At 33.7% G+C, this 14,789-nt stretch carries 15 protein-coding genes; 7 read left to right on the top strand and 8 right to left on the bottom strand.

The window, feature by feature from the left end; genetic code table 11:
- Nucleotides 1-211 precede the first annotated feature (211 nt).
- Both CLV90_RS11040 and CLV90_RS11035 read right to left on the bottom strand, forming a co-directional pair.
- The gene (locus tag CLV90_RS11040; RefSeq protein WP_133687536.1) at nucleotides 212-577 is read right to left on the bottom strand and encodes a response regulator transcription factor; all 366 of its coding nucleotides are present in this window, start codon (nucleotides 575-577) and stop codon (nucleotides 212-214) included.
- A 1-nt stretch (nucleotide 578) separates the two neighbouring features.
- Nucleotides 579-2,339, bottom strand: coding sequence for an ATP-binding protein (locus CLV90_RS11035; protein WP_133687535.1), 1,761 nt, complete (start codon nucleotides 2,337-2,339; stop codon nucleotides 579-581).
- A 142-nt stretch (nucleotides 2,340-2,481) separates the two neighbouring features.
- Here CLV90_RS11035 and CLV90_RS11030 point away from each other — a divergent pair, with 142 nt between their 5' ends.
- Nucleotides 2,482-3,771, top strand: a complete 1,290-nt coding sequence (locus CLV90_RS11030; RefSeq protein WP_133687534.1) for a dipeptidase — start codon at nucleotides 2,482-2,484, stop codon at nucleotides 3,769-3,771.
- Here the strand turns inward: CLV90_RS11030 and CLV90_RS11025 are convergent.
- A complete protein-coding gene (locus CLV90_RS11025; protein ID WP_133687533.1) occupies nucleotides 3,768-4,172 on the bottom strand; it encodes an acyl-CoA thioesterase in 405 nt (134 codons plus the stop codon). The two genes, CLV90_RS11030 and CLV90_RS11025, sit on opposite strands and share 4 nt — an antisense overlap.
- A 273-nt stretch (nucleotides 4,173-4,445) precedes the next feature.
- On the opposite strand from CLV90_RS11025, the gene CLV90_RS11020 reads away from it, so the two are divergent.
- Nucleotides 4,446-4,856: a glyoxalase gene (locus CLV90_RS11020; protein WP_133687532.1), complete on the top strand. Its 411-nt coding sequence runs from the start codon at nucleotides 4,446-4,448 to the stop codon at nucleotides 4,854-4,856.
- On the opposite strand, the gene CLV90_RS11015 is transcribed toward CLV90_RS11020, so the two are convergent.
- Nucleotides 4,842-5,561: a DUF2461 domain-containing protein gene (locus CLV90_RS11015; RefSeq protein ID WP_407943380.1), complete on the bottom strand. Its 720-nt coding sequence runs from the start codon at nucleotides 5,559-5,561 to the stop codon at nucleotides 4,842-4,844. The genes CLV90_RS11020 and CLV90_RS11015 overlap by 15 nt on opposite strands.
- 55 nt (nucleotides 5,562-5,616) lie before the next feature.
- Between CLV90_RS11015 and epsC the strand changes: the two genes are divergently transcribed.
- Both epsC and cysM read left to right on the top strand, forming a co-directional pair.
- Nucleotides 5,617-6,408, top strand: coding sequence for a serine O-acetyltransferase EpsC (epsC, locus tag CLV90_RS11010; RefSeq protein WP_133687531.1), 792 nt, complete (start codon nucleotides 5,617-5,619; stop codon nucleotides 6,406-6,408).
- Nucleotides 6,401-7,288, top strand: a complete 888-nt coding sequence (gene cysM / locus CLV90_RS11005; RefSeq protein WP_133687530.1) for a cysteine synthase CysM — start codon at nucleotides 6,401-6,403, stop codon at nucleotides 7,286-7,288. Before epsC ends, cysM begins: the two co-directional genes overlap by 8 nt.
- A 73-nt stretch (nucleotides 7,289-7,361) precedes the next feature.
- Here cysM and CLV90_RS11000 read toward each other — a convergent pair whose 3' ends face one another.
- The 3 genes from CLV90_RS11000 to CLV90_RS10990 all read right to left on the bottom strand — a co-directional run bounded on the left by CLV90_RS11000 (nucleotide 7,362) and on the right by CLV90_RS10990 (nucleotide 10,003).
- Nucleotides 7,362-7,898, bottom strand: a complete 537-nt coding sequence (locus tag CLV90_RS11000) for a hypothetical protein (protein WP_133687529.1) — start codon at nucleotides 7,896-7,898, stop codon at nucleotides 7,362-7,364.
- A gap of 191 nt (nucleotides 7,899-8,089) precedes the next feature.
- Nucleotides 8,090-9,184: a magnesium/cobalt transporter CorA gene (corA, locus tag CLV90_RS10995; protein ID WP_133687528.1), complete on the bottom strand. Its 1,095-nt coding sequence runs from the start codon at nucleotides 9,182-9,184 to the stop codon at nucleotides 8,090-8,092.
- Between the two features lie 33 nt (nucleotides 9,185-9,217).
- The gene (locus tag CLV90_RS10990; RefSeq protein ID WP_133687527.1) at nucleotides 9,218-10,003 is read right to left on the bottom strand and encodes a tRNA pseudouridine synthase A; all 786 of its coding nucleotides are present in this window, start codon (nucleotides 10,001-10,003) and stop codon (nucleotides 9,218-9,220) included.
- A gap of 299 nt (nucleotides 10,004-10,302) precedes the next feature.
- Here CLV90_RS10990 and CLV90_RS10985 point away from each other — a divergent pair, with 299 nt between their 5' ends.
- From CLV90_RS10985 to CLV90_RS10975, 3 genes are all read left to right on the top strand, one after another.
- Entirely contained in the window at nucleotides 10,303-10,785 is a 483-nt protein-coding gene (locus tag CLV90_RS10985) for a hypothetical protein (protein WP_133687526.1), read from the top strand.
- Nucleotides 10,786-11,061: 276 nt separating this feature from the next.
- The gene (locus tag CLV90_RS10980; RefSeq protein WP_133687525.1) at nucleotides 11,062-11,760 is read left to right on the top strand and encodes a response regulator transcription factor; all 699 of its coding nucleotides are present in this window, start codon (nucleotides 11,062-11,064) and stop codon (nucleotides 11,758-11,760) included.
- Nucleotides 11,757-13,253, top strand: a complete 1,497-nt coding sequence (locus CLV90_RS10975; protein WP_133687524.1) for a sensor histidine kinase — start codon at nucleotides 11,757-11,759, stop codon at nucleotides 13,251-13,253. Before CLV90_RS10980 ends, CLV90_RS10975 begins: the two co-directional genes overlap by 4 nt.
- Before the next feature lie 57 nt (nucleotides 13,254-13,310).
- Here CLV90_RS10975 and CLV90_RS10970 read toward each other — a convergent pair whose 3' ends face one another.
- Nucleotides 13,311-14,780, bottom strand: coding sequence for a MoxR family ATPase (locus tag CLV90_RS10970; protein WP_133687523.1), 1,470 nt, complete (start codon nucleotides 14,778-14,780; stop codon nucleotides 13,311-13,313).
- Between the last annotated feature and the right edge of the window lie 9 nt (nucleotides 14,781-14,789).

The following is a 14,789-nucleotide window of genomic DNA, read 5'->3' as shown; positions in this document are numbered from 1 at the left end:
ATTATTTCTTATGACAAAAACGCCAATAAAATAGATAACCGCCAATACAAAAAATAATATAGTCAGCCACCAGAGATATTCTAAATTGAATTCTGGTGCAGTGATCAGCGATATTTTAATTTGATTAGGGGGAATCAACAAATTTTATCTTTTTTTACTTCTCTATTCTCTATTCTCTATTCTCTATTCTCTATTCTCTATTCTCTATTCTCTACTTCTCTACTTCTCTGGCTATTCTAACTAATAATTCAGTTGGACTTACTGGTTTAGTGATGAAATCATTTGCACCTAATTCAAAAGCGGTGAGAACATTCTGTTCGTTACCCGCTGATGATATAATAATTATGGGTGTATTAGATTTTAGTTCGTTTCGTACATAGTCAATAAGCTCTATACCAGAACAATAAGGCATCATTATATCGCTCACTATAATATCAGGCATAGAATTTTTTAAATATTCTTTTACCTCTTTACCATTAGCCGAATGGTGTACTACATAACCACCCTTTTTAAGCCTAAAATTTAATAAAGAGGCCAATAGTTGGTCATCATCTGCTAATAGTACGGTTTTACTCATATTATTTTTTGTTCATTACTGTTAATTCTGCGGTAAGGTTCTCTTCCAATACTGGATAATCGATCAAGAAAACTTCATACAATTCTTTTACTTTTTCTACCTTATTTGCTTTGCAACTTGCTTCTATATCAACGATTAGCTTTCGCATTCCGTCAGCCTTTATCATAGCAAAACCTGCTTTTAATTTATGTGCAGATAAGGCAATCTCTTTTAGGTTATCGGTTTTTAAATGAATAGTAACATTACCAATGAATTCGATGGCGTTCAGTTTAAATAATTTTACTAGCTCGTTCAACATATCTATCTCACCAAAGCAATCTTTTAATAGATGATTTAGATCAACAACCGTGGTTTCTTTAGGCTTTATCATTGGCTTTTGAAGTATTGAAGAAAAATCTTCGAGTTCAACTTTACTTTTTTTATTCTTTAAAATGGTCGTCATTAAATCGTTTAAGCTGTATGGTTTTAACAGAAAATCGTTAATTCCTATTGTTTTACATTCTATACTATCCTTTTCGGTGAAATCTGCACTAAAGGCAACAATTGGTGTAGACTTGATTTTATTGTTTTCGTGAGTTCTAATAATTTTTGAAACCTCAAACCCGTTTTGGTTAGGCATTTTTAAGTCCATAAGAATAAGGTCTACATTACTAGAACCAAGAATTTCTAGACCTTCGGTTAAAGAAACATTTGCATGCACCTTGCAACCCCATTTTGTTAATTGCTCAACAATTAGAAGTGAATTCATTTGGTTGTCTTCAAAAACCATAATCTCAGCACCTGCTAATAAATGCTGACCTTTTAAATTTTTATATGGTTTTTTCGATATTTTAGAAAAACCTATGTTTTTGCCAATAGTGTAAGGCAATCGAAAGGTTACCGTAGTACCACTATCAATGGTACTATCAATTTCTATATCTCCTTTAAGTTTCTCAATAATTTCTTTCGTAATCGTTAAACCGAGTCCCGTACCGCCATATTTACTTGAAGTATTTGCTTCTGCTTGTGTATAACGTTTAAAGATTGTATCGATTTTTTCTTTAGCAATCCCAATTCCGGTATCTGCTACAGAAAATTCTAGCACACAATGGTTATCATAAGATGCTTTACTAAATACCTCTAATTTTATAAAACCTTGCTCAACGAACTTCACAGAATTACCAAGAAGATTGAGCAGTACTTGAGATAATTTTGAAGGGTCTCCCTTTATAATTTTAGGTACATTGTCATCAATCTCCACTAAAAGTTCAATTTTGCGATCAACGATCAAAGTTTCACATAAAAACATAACATCTTTAAGTAAACTATGTAAGTTAAAATCGACCGTTTCAAAATTAGAAACGCCAGAAGAAATCTTAGAATAGTCTAACACTTCATTTATAAGCTTTAATAATGTATTGGAAGCAAACTGTATGGCATCTACCTTTTTATGTTGGCCACTAGTTAGTTTTTCGTCGTTCAGTAAATTGGCGAAACCAATAATACTGTTCAATGGGGTTCTAATTTCATGACTTATATGCGCAATAAATTGTTTTTGTGAAATCTCTTGATTTTCATCATTAGAGGCTTTGATAGCATGCGAAACAACCGCACCTTTTTTAGGTTTGTAAATATGATTTTCTAAACTAGCTCGAAAGGTGTTAAATGAACCTTTTAAGATTTTGGCATCGTCTGCACTTAACTCATCAAAAGAGAACTCGCTAACGGTTCTTTCAAGTTGGGCTAATTGACCAAGTAAATCCTTAGTTTTTGAAATTGACATAAATAAATATTCTTTAGTTTAAGGGGGTTGGTTTTTATTATTACCTAAAAATGCATCAATACTGTTGCGAGAACAATAAAATGTTCCCTAAGAGTGGTTATTTGTTGTGAATACACTTAAATTGTAGGTCTAAACTCACTTCATGAAGCAGCTTATCTATTTTCTGTGTCTTACAACCATTTTCTCTTGTGGAGAAAAAAAAGAAAAAATTGAGGAATCTACCTTAGAAAAAGCACATCGAATTCACGATGATGTAATAACCATTGACACCCATAATGATATCAATGTTAAAAACTTTACAGACAGTGTAAATTACAGTCAGAGGTTAGATACCCAAGTAAACTTACCGAAGATGAAAGAAGGTGGTTTAGACGTCTCTTGGCTCATCGTTTATACAGGTCAAGATACGTTGACGGATGATGGCTATGCCAAGGCAAAAGAGAACGCTATTCAAAAGTTTGAGGCTATTCATAAATTGTGTGAAGAAATTGCTCCCGATGAAATAGAATTGGCTTTAACCTCTGCAGATGTAAAACGAATTGCTGGGGCTGGAAAAAAAGTTGCAATGATAGGTGTTGAAAACGCATACCCTATTGGTACAGATTTAACCCAATTTAAAACCTATTATGATTTAGGGGCACGTTATATTTCTTTGGCGCACAATGGTCACAGTCAATTTTCTGACTCCAATACCGGTGAAGCAGATGATGTATGGTTACATAACGGATTAAGTGATTTAGGTAAGGAAGCAGTAGTAGAAATGAATAAGCTAGGTATAATGATTGATGTTTCGCACCCTTCAAAAGAAGCGATGAAGCAAATGATAGCATTGTCAAAAGCACCAATTATAGCATCACATTCGTCTGCACGAGCGTTATGCGGACACAGCCGTAACCTTGATGATGAGCAGTTAATGATGATGAAAGAAAATGGCGGGGTTGTACAAACCGTTGCGTTCAGCTCTTATTTAAATACTGAAAAGCATGATGCCAGAGCCGCATATATGAAATCTATTTACCAAAAAATTGCCGATTCATTAGAAATAGCTTGGTATGAGCGTTCTCAGTTCTCAGGTTTATCTGATACTGAAAAAGAAGCCTTTATGGAAAACTACCCTAAAGTACTTGAAATTGGTAAGGGCTTGGTTGAAAATAAAACTGATGCGCCACCTGCAGTAAATGTTGCCGATTTTGTTAACCACATTGACTATATGGTGAAACTAATAGGTATAGACCATGTCGGTATAAGTTCAGATTTTGATGGTGGTGGCGGTATTGAGGGGTGGAATGATGCATCAGAAACCTTCAATGTAACTTTAGAACTTGTAGAACGTGGTTACTCAGAAGAAGATATTGCAAAATTATGGGGCGGTAACCTTATGCGTGTATTAGACGAGGTTCAAGCTCAGGCGAAAATATTGGGTGAGATTTAATAATCTTCACCCAAGGCTGCTAAACGATCTTTAACGAACTCAATTTTTGTTTTACCATGCGGAGTCGGTTTTCCATTCTCCCCAAGGTTCACCATAATTATATTATCGACCGTTACTATTGTCTCATGGTTCATTTTATTACGAACTTCGCAATTTAAGGTCAACGATGTTTTACCAAATTTGACAACTTCAATTCCTATTTCAACAACGTCACCTTTTACAGCGGCGCTCATAAAATTAATCTCAGACATATATTTGGTAACTACCTTTCCGTTTTCTAATTGAATAATTGCATATAATGCGGCCTCTTCATCTATCCAAGCTAATAATTGACCTCCAAACAATGTTCCGTTAGAATTCAAATCACCTGGCTTCACTAATTTTCTTGTATGAAATCTCATAGTTTCCTTTTTAAAAAATTACGGTGCAAAGTTATGTTGAAAAAAAAGAAAACTACGATTTTCAATGCTTTAGCAACTACGAATTGCCAATAGTAACAATTGAAGTATTAATTAGTTACATATTAATAATAGTCGATAGTGAGATTTATGATTACTTTAATTTACAATGCAAATTATTGCTTTAAACAATAATGTTCATAACAGGTTAAAAACTTCTTTACGGTGATAATTATGAGTTTTATCTAATACGTACCTTTAAATAAAATCATAAAAATGGACAGGAAACAGCAATTGCAATCAATTCGACCAACAATTACCTCTGCCAAAATAATGCCCGACATGAGTGATGATGAGCGGTTTCAGAATGAAACATTGCGACCAATAATAAAATTTCAGAACGATTTGTTATTAGCTTCTTTTCAGAATTACATTAAAAAAATGAAAAATACCTTTTACGAGCTAAAACTTGAAAAACGGTTAGATTATATAGCAAAAGCCATACAAAAAGACATCAAATATAGAAATTCATTAAAAGGAATGATTATAGGTCATTTTACCGTAGATGAATACGAAAACTACATTCAAAACTCGTCTGCGCTGAATAAAAGAATGATGAATATGGTCGTTAAAAGATTGCAAGATCAAATTCAATTTTTTGAAAAATATGATTTAATCCAAAAGTGATTCGCCATTTAGGTTCGTGGTAAGAATATTACTCATTAAATCGAAATAAGGTCGTATTGCAGCAAAACTGTCATTTACCTTATTAGCAAAATCATCTGATAAGACTTCTTTATCGGTAAAATTCTTAACGAAAATATATTGCTTTTTGCGTATATATTCAATGTTAGGATCTTCCTTATCAAAACCTTTCGGGGCAGTTTTTAATTCATCGCCAACTAATGGTCCCCAAATAGCGTTAAATTTTTTATCATTGATAATGTCCGTCAAATCGCTAGTGTCTATCTCCCACTCTTTTCTTATTCGCAATAAGTCTTCCTTTTCAGGATTCCAGAATCCGACAGCAACAAAACTGTTACTTGGTGCTACCTGCAAGTAATACCCACCTCTACGATGCTTACCTGCTCTAGAAAACGAAGCAGAGAAATTAGTTTTATAAGGAGTTTTATTCTTTGAAAAACGAACATCCCTATAAATTCTAAATACTTTTAATTTTTCAATTTCATCATGTGTCTTTAGCTTTTCAAGTATATGATTAAAAAAGCTCTTTACTTTAGTTTCCTCGGCTTTAAATTCCGCCTTATGTTCTGTAAACCAATCTCGATTATTGTTTTTCTTAAGCTTATTTAAAAATTGAAAAGTGCTTTTTGTAATCTTCGTTTCTAACATACGACCTAACTCTTGTGATTTTAAGCTAAAGTTAACCATAAGAAGAGAAGTACTTTTAGTTATTTGGTTAATTTTGATGAATTAATGAAGACCCATGGACCATCGATCTATAATCGAAAAGATTAATACCCACAAAAAACAACCGAATTTAAGATTTCGTTTAAAAAAGAATACGGAGAAATTTACCGACCTTCTTTTTTATATGTTGTTTGATATTGAAACACCAGTAGCAGAAAGTTTAGATGTACTTGAAAAGCAATTTGATGAACTTGTTAATTTAGCCTGTTGGGAAAGCGATAAACCTTGTAAGAAGGTTTGGGAGAATTATGTAGAGAAACTTCCTTTAGTTCTAGAGAGCTTAAATCTTGATGCTGAAGCGACGGTAAATTGTGATCCCGCCTCATTATCAATTGAAGAAGTGTATATGGCTTACCCAGGCTTTTATGCCATTTCAGTATATAGATTAGCTCACGAGTTATATAAAACGGGTTTTCCTTTAGTACCAAGATTAATGACAGAATATGCGCATAGGCAAACTGGTGTAGATATTAACCCAGGTGCACAAATAGGAAAGTCTTTTCATATTGATCATGGTACCGGAGTTGTAATTGGTGAAACTGCAATTATAAAGAATGATGTCAAAATATACCAAGGCGTAACTTTGGGCGGACTCTTTGTTGCTAAAAACTTACAGCAAACCAAACGTCACCCAACCATAGATAATAACGTTACCATTTACGCAAATGCCACTATTTTAGGTGGTGATACCGTTATTGGTGCCAATAGTGTTATAGGAGGAAACGCTTGGATTACCGCCTCGGTACCACCACATTCCACAGTTTTTCACACACCTGAAATAAAAATTAAAACATTACCACATGTCTAATACCTTATTATCTCTTATTGGCAATACTCCGCTAGTAAAGTCCCGAGTTCTCAATACAAACCCTAATGTTTCTCTGTATTTTAAATTAGAAGGTCATAATCCAGGTGGTAGTGTAAAAGATCGCGCTGCTTACAATATGATTAAAACCGGTTTTGACAATGGCGATTTTACAGTTAACGATAAATTAATAGAAGCTACCAGTGGAAATACCGGTATTGCTTTAGCTATGATAGCTGGTGTATACGGACTAGATATTGAATTGGTAATGCCAGAGAATGCTACCAAGGAAAGAGTCCAGACCATGAGGGCATATGGTGCCAAAGTAACCTTAACGTCTGCTGATGTGGGTATTGAAGGCGCTCGAGATTATGCGGAAAGTAAGGTTACCAATGAAGGTTATATAATGATGAACCAATTCGGAAATGAAAATAACTGGAAAGCTCATTATAATACAACAGGTCCTGAAATATGGCAAGATACCGATGGTAAAGTCACCCACTTCGTTTCTTCGATGGGTACGACAGGTACAATAATGGGTACGTCTACTTTCTTAAAAGAGAAAAACAGCAATGTGCAAATAGTAGGTGTCCAGCCAAGCGATAATGCCAGTATACCAGGTATAAGAAAATGGCCTCAAGAATATTTACCAAAAATATTTAATCCAAAGAAAGTAGACCGCATCATGGAAGTCAATGAACTGGAGGCTAAAAATATGGCTCGGAGATTGGCAAAAGAAGAAGGTATTTTTTCAGGTATGAGTAGTGGCGGTGCAGCGACGGTTGCACTACGCTTAGCTCAAGAATTAGATCATGGTGTAATTGTTTCTATAGTTTGTGATCGCGGAGATCGCTACTTATCATCAGAATTATTTGAATTATAATATTTTTCAAAATAGGATATAAAAAAAGAGCCGTGTAGACGGCTCTTTTTTGTTTTAAAATGAAAGCGAAGTACTATTCATTTAGCATCGCAGTATCAACTGATTTACTGTACTCTTGTACTAGAAATTCTAAATTCTCACCATGCTCATTAGTAAAAATGTAGGTGGTCTTATTATCTAAAGCCGCTTTACTTTTTAAACTCAAATTTTCAACAATTTTTAAGTTTTCTCCTTCATTCATGGCCACAACCAATTCGTCATTTTTAGAAACTAAAACAAAATCTTCTGGAGTTTTAGATTCATAGCTAAAGACAATTTTTTCATCGAAAGCATCGTCATCATCATTGTCTATTTGAACTGTTTTAATAATGGTCGAAACACTATCCACTATTCTATCTTGGTTTACTTTTCCTTGGTCCTTTTCAGCATTTTCTACTGTATTTAATCTTTTCGTTGTAATTACTACCGTATTCTTTACCAGTTTCTTTCCGTCGTTAATGGTGTATGATTTAGAAATTTTGGTATTCAATACTTCTTGATTTTGATTCTGTGCCAATAAAGTGCCGGTCATTAAGAACAGTCCCGCAATTGACATATAAATAGTTTTCATTTTCATATATATTATAGTAGTTAATAATAGACTTAAACACAACACTATACTGTACTTAAATCACTCATATCTAATATTTTAGATATAAGCAAGATATATGATGTGTAGCAATAGGAATGACCCATTACAATTAATCTTTAATGGAAATGCTTTGTTGTACTATCTAATAAACGAAAGTTTGTGAATGAAGATTACAACCACTTTTTCTTTTTAAAATAAAACATCATTCCTATAAAGAGAATAATCATAACAGCCCAAACCACGTAGTATCCGTATTTATAATGAAGCTCGGGCATATGGTCAAAATTCATACCGTAGATACCTGCAATGAAGGTCAAAGGAATAAAAATAGATGCCATAATGGTCAACACCTTCATCACCTCATTCATTTTATTACTCATGTTACTCATATACATTTCCATTAAACTCATAGACATTTCTCTATATATCTGTAAGCTTTCATTAATTTCCATGGTGTGATCCAATACATCACGTAAAAATAGTTTCGTGTCTTTTGTAATGAGCTTATTTTCGGTATCTATCAATCTACTTATCAATTCTTTGACAGGATAAATCCATCTTCTAATTTTTAAAACCTCTTTTTTAAGTAGCTGAATATTTTTAGCGACTATCGGTTCAGGATTCTGATACACTTCTTCTTCTAGGTTCTCTATTCTATTATTCAAGTTTTCAATGGCTAAAAAGTAATTATCTACCATAGCGTCTAGTAAAGCAAAAAACAGGTAATCTGCTCCCCTAGTTCTAATACGACCAAGTTTACCGGTAATACGCTCTCGTAGTCCGTTAAAAACATCAGCCTTCACTTCTTGAAAAACTAAAACTGTATTTTCATGTAAAACTATTGCTATATGCTCGCCGACAATTTCATCTTCCTCAGAAATGTATAACATTCGAAAGACCCCAAAAATATAATCTTCATACTCATCGATCTTGGGTCTTTGTTCAGTGTTGACGATATCTTCAAGCACCAAAGGGTTCAAATTAAAGTGCTTGCCTATTTTTTCGATAAAAGGTTCGTCAGTAATACCAACAACATTGACCCATGATATTTTATCTGCTCGTTCCTCTTTAAAAAAGTGCTCTAAGTTTGTAAACTCGGCAGTTTCAAAACCATCAGAGTTATAGGTTGTGCTGTAAATTATACTATCACTAAGCTCTTTATCGCCCATGTAACTTATGGTACCCGGTGCTTTACCTAGCTTATTCTGCTGGCGAGACTTTTTCTTTTTACGTTTAGGGAAGTTGAGCTTCTTATTTACTGCCATGAACAATTTTTTATAAATATATTAAACTACAAACTAGTTATTGAACTGAAGCTTGTTTAAAATTAAACCAGAACCAGGTGCAATAGTATTTAGTTTATGAGTAGACCCTGTAAGTAAAGAAGCCTTAATTTCTTTTAAAGTAAGCTCATTTTTACCAAGCTGCACCAATGCGCCCATAATCATTCGAATTTGATACCTTATAAAACCTTTTCCTTTAATTTTTAAAATGTAACTGTGTTCAGGAAAAAAGTTAGCTGTTAAAATATCATTGGGAACAATACAACAAGATTCAATTTCTCGAACTGCAATTGTAGTAGATTTTATCGATGCCGTATATACGCTAAAATCATGCATGCCTTGAAACAGAGACGCTCCCTGCTTCATTAATTCCAAATCTAGATGGTCTAGATAATTTGTAATAAAAGGTGCGCTAAACGGGTGATTTTTGCATCCGAAGGAAAAGAAGTAATTATACTCTTTCGTTTTACTATCCTTTATAATATTAAAATCTTGACCAATAGGTGCTATTGAAAGTAAACGAATATCTGAGGGAAGGTTTTTATTGAAATCCTGTATAAATACATCTAAGTCTTCTAAAGGTTCTTCAACGAAAAGTTCAAATGCACCATCTAATGAAGAAACTTTTGCATCGGTTCTACCAGCACCCAAAATTTTATAGGATATATCGGGGTATAAAAAGGTGAAAGTCTTATCGAGCATGCCTACAATGGTACGTAGTTTAGGTTGCACCTGCCAACCATTAAATCTAAAGCCTAAATATTGCAGACGTACTAAATAACAAAAACGCTGTTTCTTCATTTTGTAAATGTAATTACATTCTCATAACTACTAAACACATCATATAAATTGTCTTCTTACCCATCACCTGTAGAACCCAGTTTTAGATAGATTATTACACTATTAATTCCTACAGAATTATTATAGGTAAATTATTGTTAATGTTTAAAAAATATAGTAATATTAGTGTGCGGTTACCTTAAAATAAAGGTCTTGAACAACAAAGTTAGCCTTTTGTCGATTTGTTTGGACAAAACCAAAATCATACCATTACTTGCAGCGAAACTATGGTTACCCTTAGACCATAAAAACTAAATTTTATGAATTCTATCAAAGGATTATTTACTTGGAAAAGAACCTTAATTGTTTCAATTGTCGTACTTTTTTTATTGAATATCTTTAGTTTTTATGGATTATATACCAATAAGTTTTACTTTTTTAAAATTGATAATTACATATTTCCTATTTTATCCATTATACACTTCGTCTTTCTATATGTACTCTGGTTTAAAATTAAAGAGAAAGAATTAAGTGACCCACCAATGCGAACTTTAGAATATATTCTTTATATCATATCATTAGTATATCTATATAAATTGGTAGAAACTATTATTGTATTGTCTAGTTACTCTGATTTTGAAAATCATCTTATACCTGACACCTTCTTACCTATCGGATATTTAATGCTGACATTATACGCAGTCTTATTACTGGTAACACTTTTAGCGGTAGTATATAGAAAAGAAATGGTTGGTACGTATATATTCGATGATATGAATCAACATGTTGACCACTGGAAATAACTAAAACTTAAAAATATATTTAGCCCTCGGTAAGTAATTATCTAGGGCTTTTTATTTGGAATATGTTGTCATAAGTGATGTCAATCACAAAATGTTTTCTCTACAATTGCTTTTAATCTTCAGAATTATAACGAAAAAATGCTATTTAATTCAGCTAGCGCTGTAATTATCAAGGTAATAATCGACTGACTTATCAGCTAAATTACAATGAAATAGGCTATTTTCTATTCATTGTGATTTTTCTGTGATACTTTTTTTCTTTATTCGTAATTGATTATGAAACGTATACTTATTATTGAAGATGATCTTGAAATCATTAAGCTATTAGAACTACATCTTTCTGATGTTAGTTATGAAACCACTATGGCGATGGACGGTAACGAAGGGTTAAACTTAGCCTTGGAGAACGATTATGAGCTAATTCTTTTAGATCTTACATTACCCGGCTTAGACGGAGTTGAGATTTGTAGAAAGCTTCGTTCCACCAAAAACACGCCTGTAATTATGTTAACCGCTAAATCTGAAGAGATAGATCGTGTTTTAGGTTTAGAGATAGGTGCAGATGATTATATGACGAAGCCTTTTAGTATTAGAGAGCTTTTAGCAAGAATTAAGGCAGTACTTCGCAGATCTAATAAAGTGGAACTGAAACAGCCAGATACTTCAATTATTTTGGCAGAAGGACTTTCAATTGATATTGATAAGCGAAAAGTAGTTTTAGGTGATTATAAAATTGAATTATCGCCCAAGGAGTTTGAATTATTAGTGTTAATGGCATCGAACCCTGGTAGAAATTATACCAGAACCGAATTGTTAAATATTATATGGGGATATAATTTCGAAGGCTACGAGCACACCGTAAATTCTCATATCAACAGGTTACGAGCCAAAATAGAATCTGATATGGCAAACCCAAATTACATTTTAACGACTTGGGGCGTTGGGTATAAATTTAATGAAGAGATAATGGCATGATAGATAACAATAAAACCCTTACTCCGAAATTAGTAAAGAAACTATGGGGCGCTTTCATATTTTTGATTGTGCTGATGGGAGCCTCGTATATTTTCATTACCGGCTACCTAACGTTGAATTACAACCAAGCTATTACACAGCGTATTAATGCCAATGTGGCAAACCATGTAATTCAAGAAAAGTTTCAAAATGCCGCTCCGTTTTTAGAAGATGGCAGTGTAAATAAAGAACTTTTCGGAGATCTTATGCACGATATGATGGCTGTAAATCGTGGTATCGAAGTTTATCTTTTAGACAAATCTGGTGACATTCTATATTCTGTGGTGCTCGAACACAATGACAATGAGCCGATGAAGTCGGTATCTCTAGAACCAATACATAAGTTTATTGAAACCAAGGGCGATGAATTTATTTTAGGTGATGACCCTCTGAACTCTGATACTCAAAATATCTTTTCTGCCGCACCTTTTTCTGTCGATGGTCATGAAGGCTATATTTATATTATCGTAGCAGGTAAAGAATTAGCACTCATAAGTGATAACCTCTTCGGAACGTATTTTACCAAACTAAGTATAGGTGCAATAGTATTAACCATGCTTTTTGCAGCTCTAGTAGGAATATTAAGCATTTGGTTTTTAACCAAAAACCTTCGAATAATTACCCAGACGGTACGTAAATTTCAAGAAGGTGATTTAGATATTAGAATAAAAAATCCTGAGCAATCAGATATTGAAGTGGTAGCCTTGTCTTTTAATGAAATGGCAGATACCATTGTAGATAACATGGATAAAATGAAATCTGTAGATAATCTACGAAGAGAGTTAATTGCAAATGTCTCTCACGATTTACGTACACCGCTAGCTGTTTTAAAAGGGTATATTGAAACACTACAGATTAAGAAAGACTCGCTTACCGAGCTTCAAAAAGAAGAATATTTACAGATTACACATAATAATATAGACAAGCTCTCAAGTCTAATTAATCAGTTATTTGAATATTCAAAATTAGAGGCTGAACAAGTAACCCCTATTAAAGAGCCATTTTCAATTACAGAACTATCGCATGATCTAATAGCTAAATTCAAGCTATTGGCTGAACAGAATCAAATACAATTACAATTAGAGAACCCTGAAGACAACTGTATGGTTTACGCAGATATAGGTTTGGTTGAAAGAGCGCTACAGAATTTAATTGAAAATGCCATTAAATATACTGAGCCTAATGGTAAGGTTACTTTAGGTCTGGTGAAAATGGGTAATCAGATTGAAATAAATATAACCGATACTGGTAACGGAATACCCGTAAATGATCAACCCTTTATTTTTGATCGCTACAAACAAGTTGATGAACATACCAGGAAACAAGGACTAGGATTAGGTTTAGCCATCGTCAAAAAAATTATGGATTTACATGATACAACCATAGTAGTTTTAAGCAAACCCTATGAAGGAAGTTCTTTCATATTTAAACTACCTGCTTATCAATTACAATAATATTAATTTTGCTGTGAAAAAGAGAAAGCCCTATCCGATTTGGATAGGGCTTTTTTACTAAATATCTTTTAAGAAACTACTGTACAAGTCTTTAAATTCAAATCCATCAGTAAAGCGCTGTTTGTTCAATTTTTTGTAGGAGACCAATCCCCAGAGTAAGAGCTCTTTTAAGAAATAAACATCTTTAACCTCATACTCTGGTTGGTGTTCTTTTAACAACTGATTTAATGCGGGAATACTATCTAAAGCACGTTTGTATTCTTCATCGGTAAAATCGTCCATTAACTCAATTCCCTCACCTTGAAAGAACCAATGCAACAATTCGTCATAAACGGTTTCTTCATCTTTTCGCTCCAGTTTATTGATTTTAGGAAAGTATTTAGGGAATAAAGATTTAACGGCATCATCAATTAATATAGCCGCAACTCCGTCTGCTCCCTCCTGCTCACCTTCGTAAACCAATTCGATCTTTCCGGTAATTGACGGAATAATACCCAAGAAATCACTTAAGCGAACCATCGTATGGTTACCACCATTTAATAATGATCTGCGTTCTGCAGTACTCAATAAGTTTTCAAAGGCGGTAATACTAGTACGGGCACTTACACCACTTTTAGCATCTACATACTCACTATCTCGAGCTTCAAAAATAATTTGCTCTAACAAGTCTTTTGCTAAATCTGGTACATAGACAGCATCTGTTTGTCGAGAATCTAACTTCGCTTCTTGCTCTGTAATTTTTCTAGCAATTTCAATATCATCTGGGTAATGCGTTAAAATCTGAGAACCAATTCTATCTTTCAGCGGAGTAACAATACTACCTCTATTGGTATAATCTTCTGGGTTAGCTGTAAATACGAACTGAATATCTAACGGTAATCTCAGTTTGAAACCACGAATCTGAATATCTCCTTCTTCCAATATATTAAATAAAGAAACCTGAATACGAGCCTGTAAATCGGGTAGTTCATTGATTACGAATATGCAACGGTTCGCACGAGGAATCATTCCGAAGTGAATCACTCTGTCATCTGCGTAAGATAATTTCAAGTTCGCCGCCTTAATAGGATCTACATCACCAATTAAATCTGCTACCGTAACATCGGGAGTGGCTAACTTTTCAGCAAAACGTTCATCCTTATGCATCCAAGTAACAGGAGTGTCATCACCTTTTTCTTTGATGAGTTCCATTGCAAAACGAGACATCGGTTTCATGGGGTCGTCATTGATTTCCGAACCTTCTACAACCGGAATATATTCATCTAACAGATTCACCATTAAATGCGCCAAACGTGTTTTTGCCTGACCACGTAGACCTAACAAATTTATATTATGGCGAGAAAGTATGGCACGTTCCAATTCAGGAATAACAGAATCTTCATAACCCCAAACTCCAGGAAAAGCATCTTCTCCTTTCTTAATTTTCTCAATAAGGTTATCTCGTAATTCGTCTTTTACACTCTTTGTTTTATATCCGGCAACTTTTAACTCCCCTAGTGTATGTATTTTTTTATAATCTAATTTCATAAAATTTTC

It is taken from the genome of Maribacter spongiicola (genome assembly GCF_004364165.1).
Taxonomy (GTDB): Bacteria; Bacteroidota; Bacteroidia; order Flavobacteriales; family Flavobacteriaceae; genus Maribacter; species Maribacter spongiicola.
This window is presented reverse-complemented; position numbering and strand designations above follow the sequence as displayed.

Bases quoted from the DNA above. Each gene is read 5' to 3' on its own strand.
- CLV90_RS10990 (WP_133687527.1), bottom strand. From the start codon at position 10,003: ATGAAGAAACAGCGTTTTTGTTATTTAGTACGTCTGCAATATTTAGGC.
- CLV90_RS10985 (WP_133687526.1), top strand. From the start codon at position 10,303: ATGAATTCTATCAAAGGATTATTTACTTGGAAAAGAACCTTAATTGTT.
- CLV90_RS11025 (WP_133687533.1), bottom strand. From the start codon at position 4,172: ATGAGATTTCATACAAGAAAATTAGTGAAGCCAGGTGATTTGAATTCT.
- CLV90_RS11000 (WP_133687529.1), bottom strand. From the start codon at position 7,898: ATGAAAACTATTTATATGTCAATTGCGGGACTGTTCTTAATGACCGGC.
- epsC (WP_133687531.1), top strand. From the start codon at position 5,617: ATGGACCATCGATCTATAATCGAAAAGATTAATACCCACAAAAAACAA.
- corA (WP_133687528.1), bottom strand. From the start codon at position 9,184: ATGGCAGTAAATAAGAAGCTCAACTTCCCTAAACGTAAAAAGAAAAAG.
- CLV90_RS11015 (WP_407943380.1), bottom strand. From the start codon at position 5,561: ATGGTTAACTTTAGCTTAAAATCACAAGAGTTAGGTCGTATGTTAGAA.
- CLV90_RS10980 (WP_133687525.1), top strand. From the start codon at position 11,062: ATGAAACGTATACTTATTATTGAAGATGATCTTGAAATCATTAAGCTA.
- CLV90_RS11020 (WP_133687532.1), top strand. From the start codon at position 4,446: ATGGACAGGAAACAGCAATTGCAATCAATTCGACCAACAATTACCTCT.
- CLV90_RS11040 (WP_133687536.1), bottom strand. From the start codon at position 577: ATGAGTAAAACCGTACTATTAGCAGATGATGACCAACTATTGGCCTCT.
- CLV90_RS10975 (WP_133687524.1), top strand. From the start codon at position 11,757: ATGATAGATAACAATAAAACCCTTACTCCGAAATTAGTAAAGAAACTA.
- CLV90_RS11035 (WP_133687535.1), bottom strand. From the start codon at position 2,339: ATGTCAATTTCAAAAACTAAGGATTTACTTGGTCAATTAGCCCAACTT.
- cysM (WP_133687530.1), top strand. From the start codon at position 6,401: ATGTCTAATACCTTATTATCTCTTATTGGCAATACTCCGCTAGTAAAG.
- CLV90_RS11030 (WP_133687534.1), top strand. From the start codon at position 2,482: ATGAAGCAGCTTATCTATTTTCTGTGTCTTACAACCATTTTCTCTTGT.
- CLV90_RS10970 (WP_133687523.1), bottom strand. From the start codon at position 14,780: ATGAAATTAGATTATAAAAAAATACATACACTAGGGGAGTTAAAAGTT.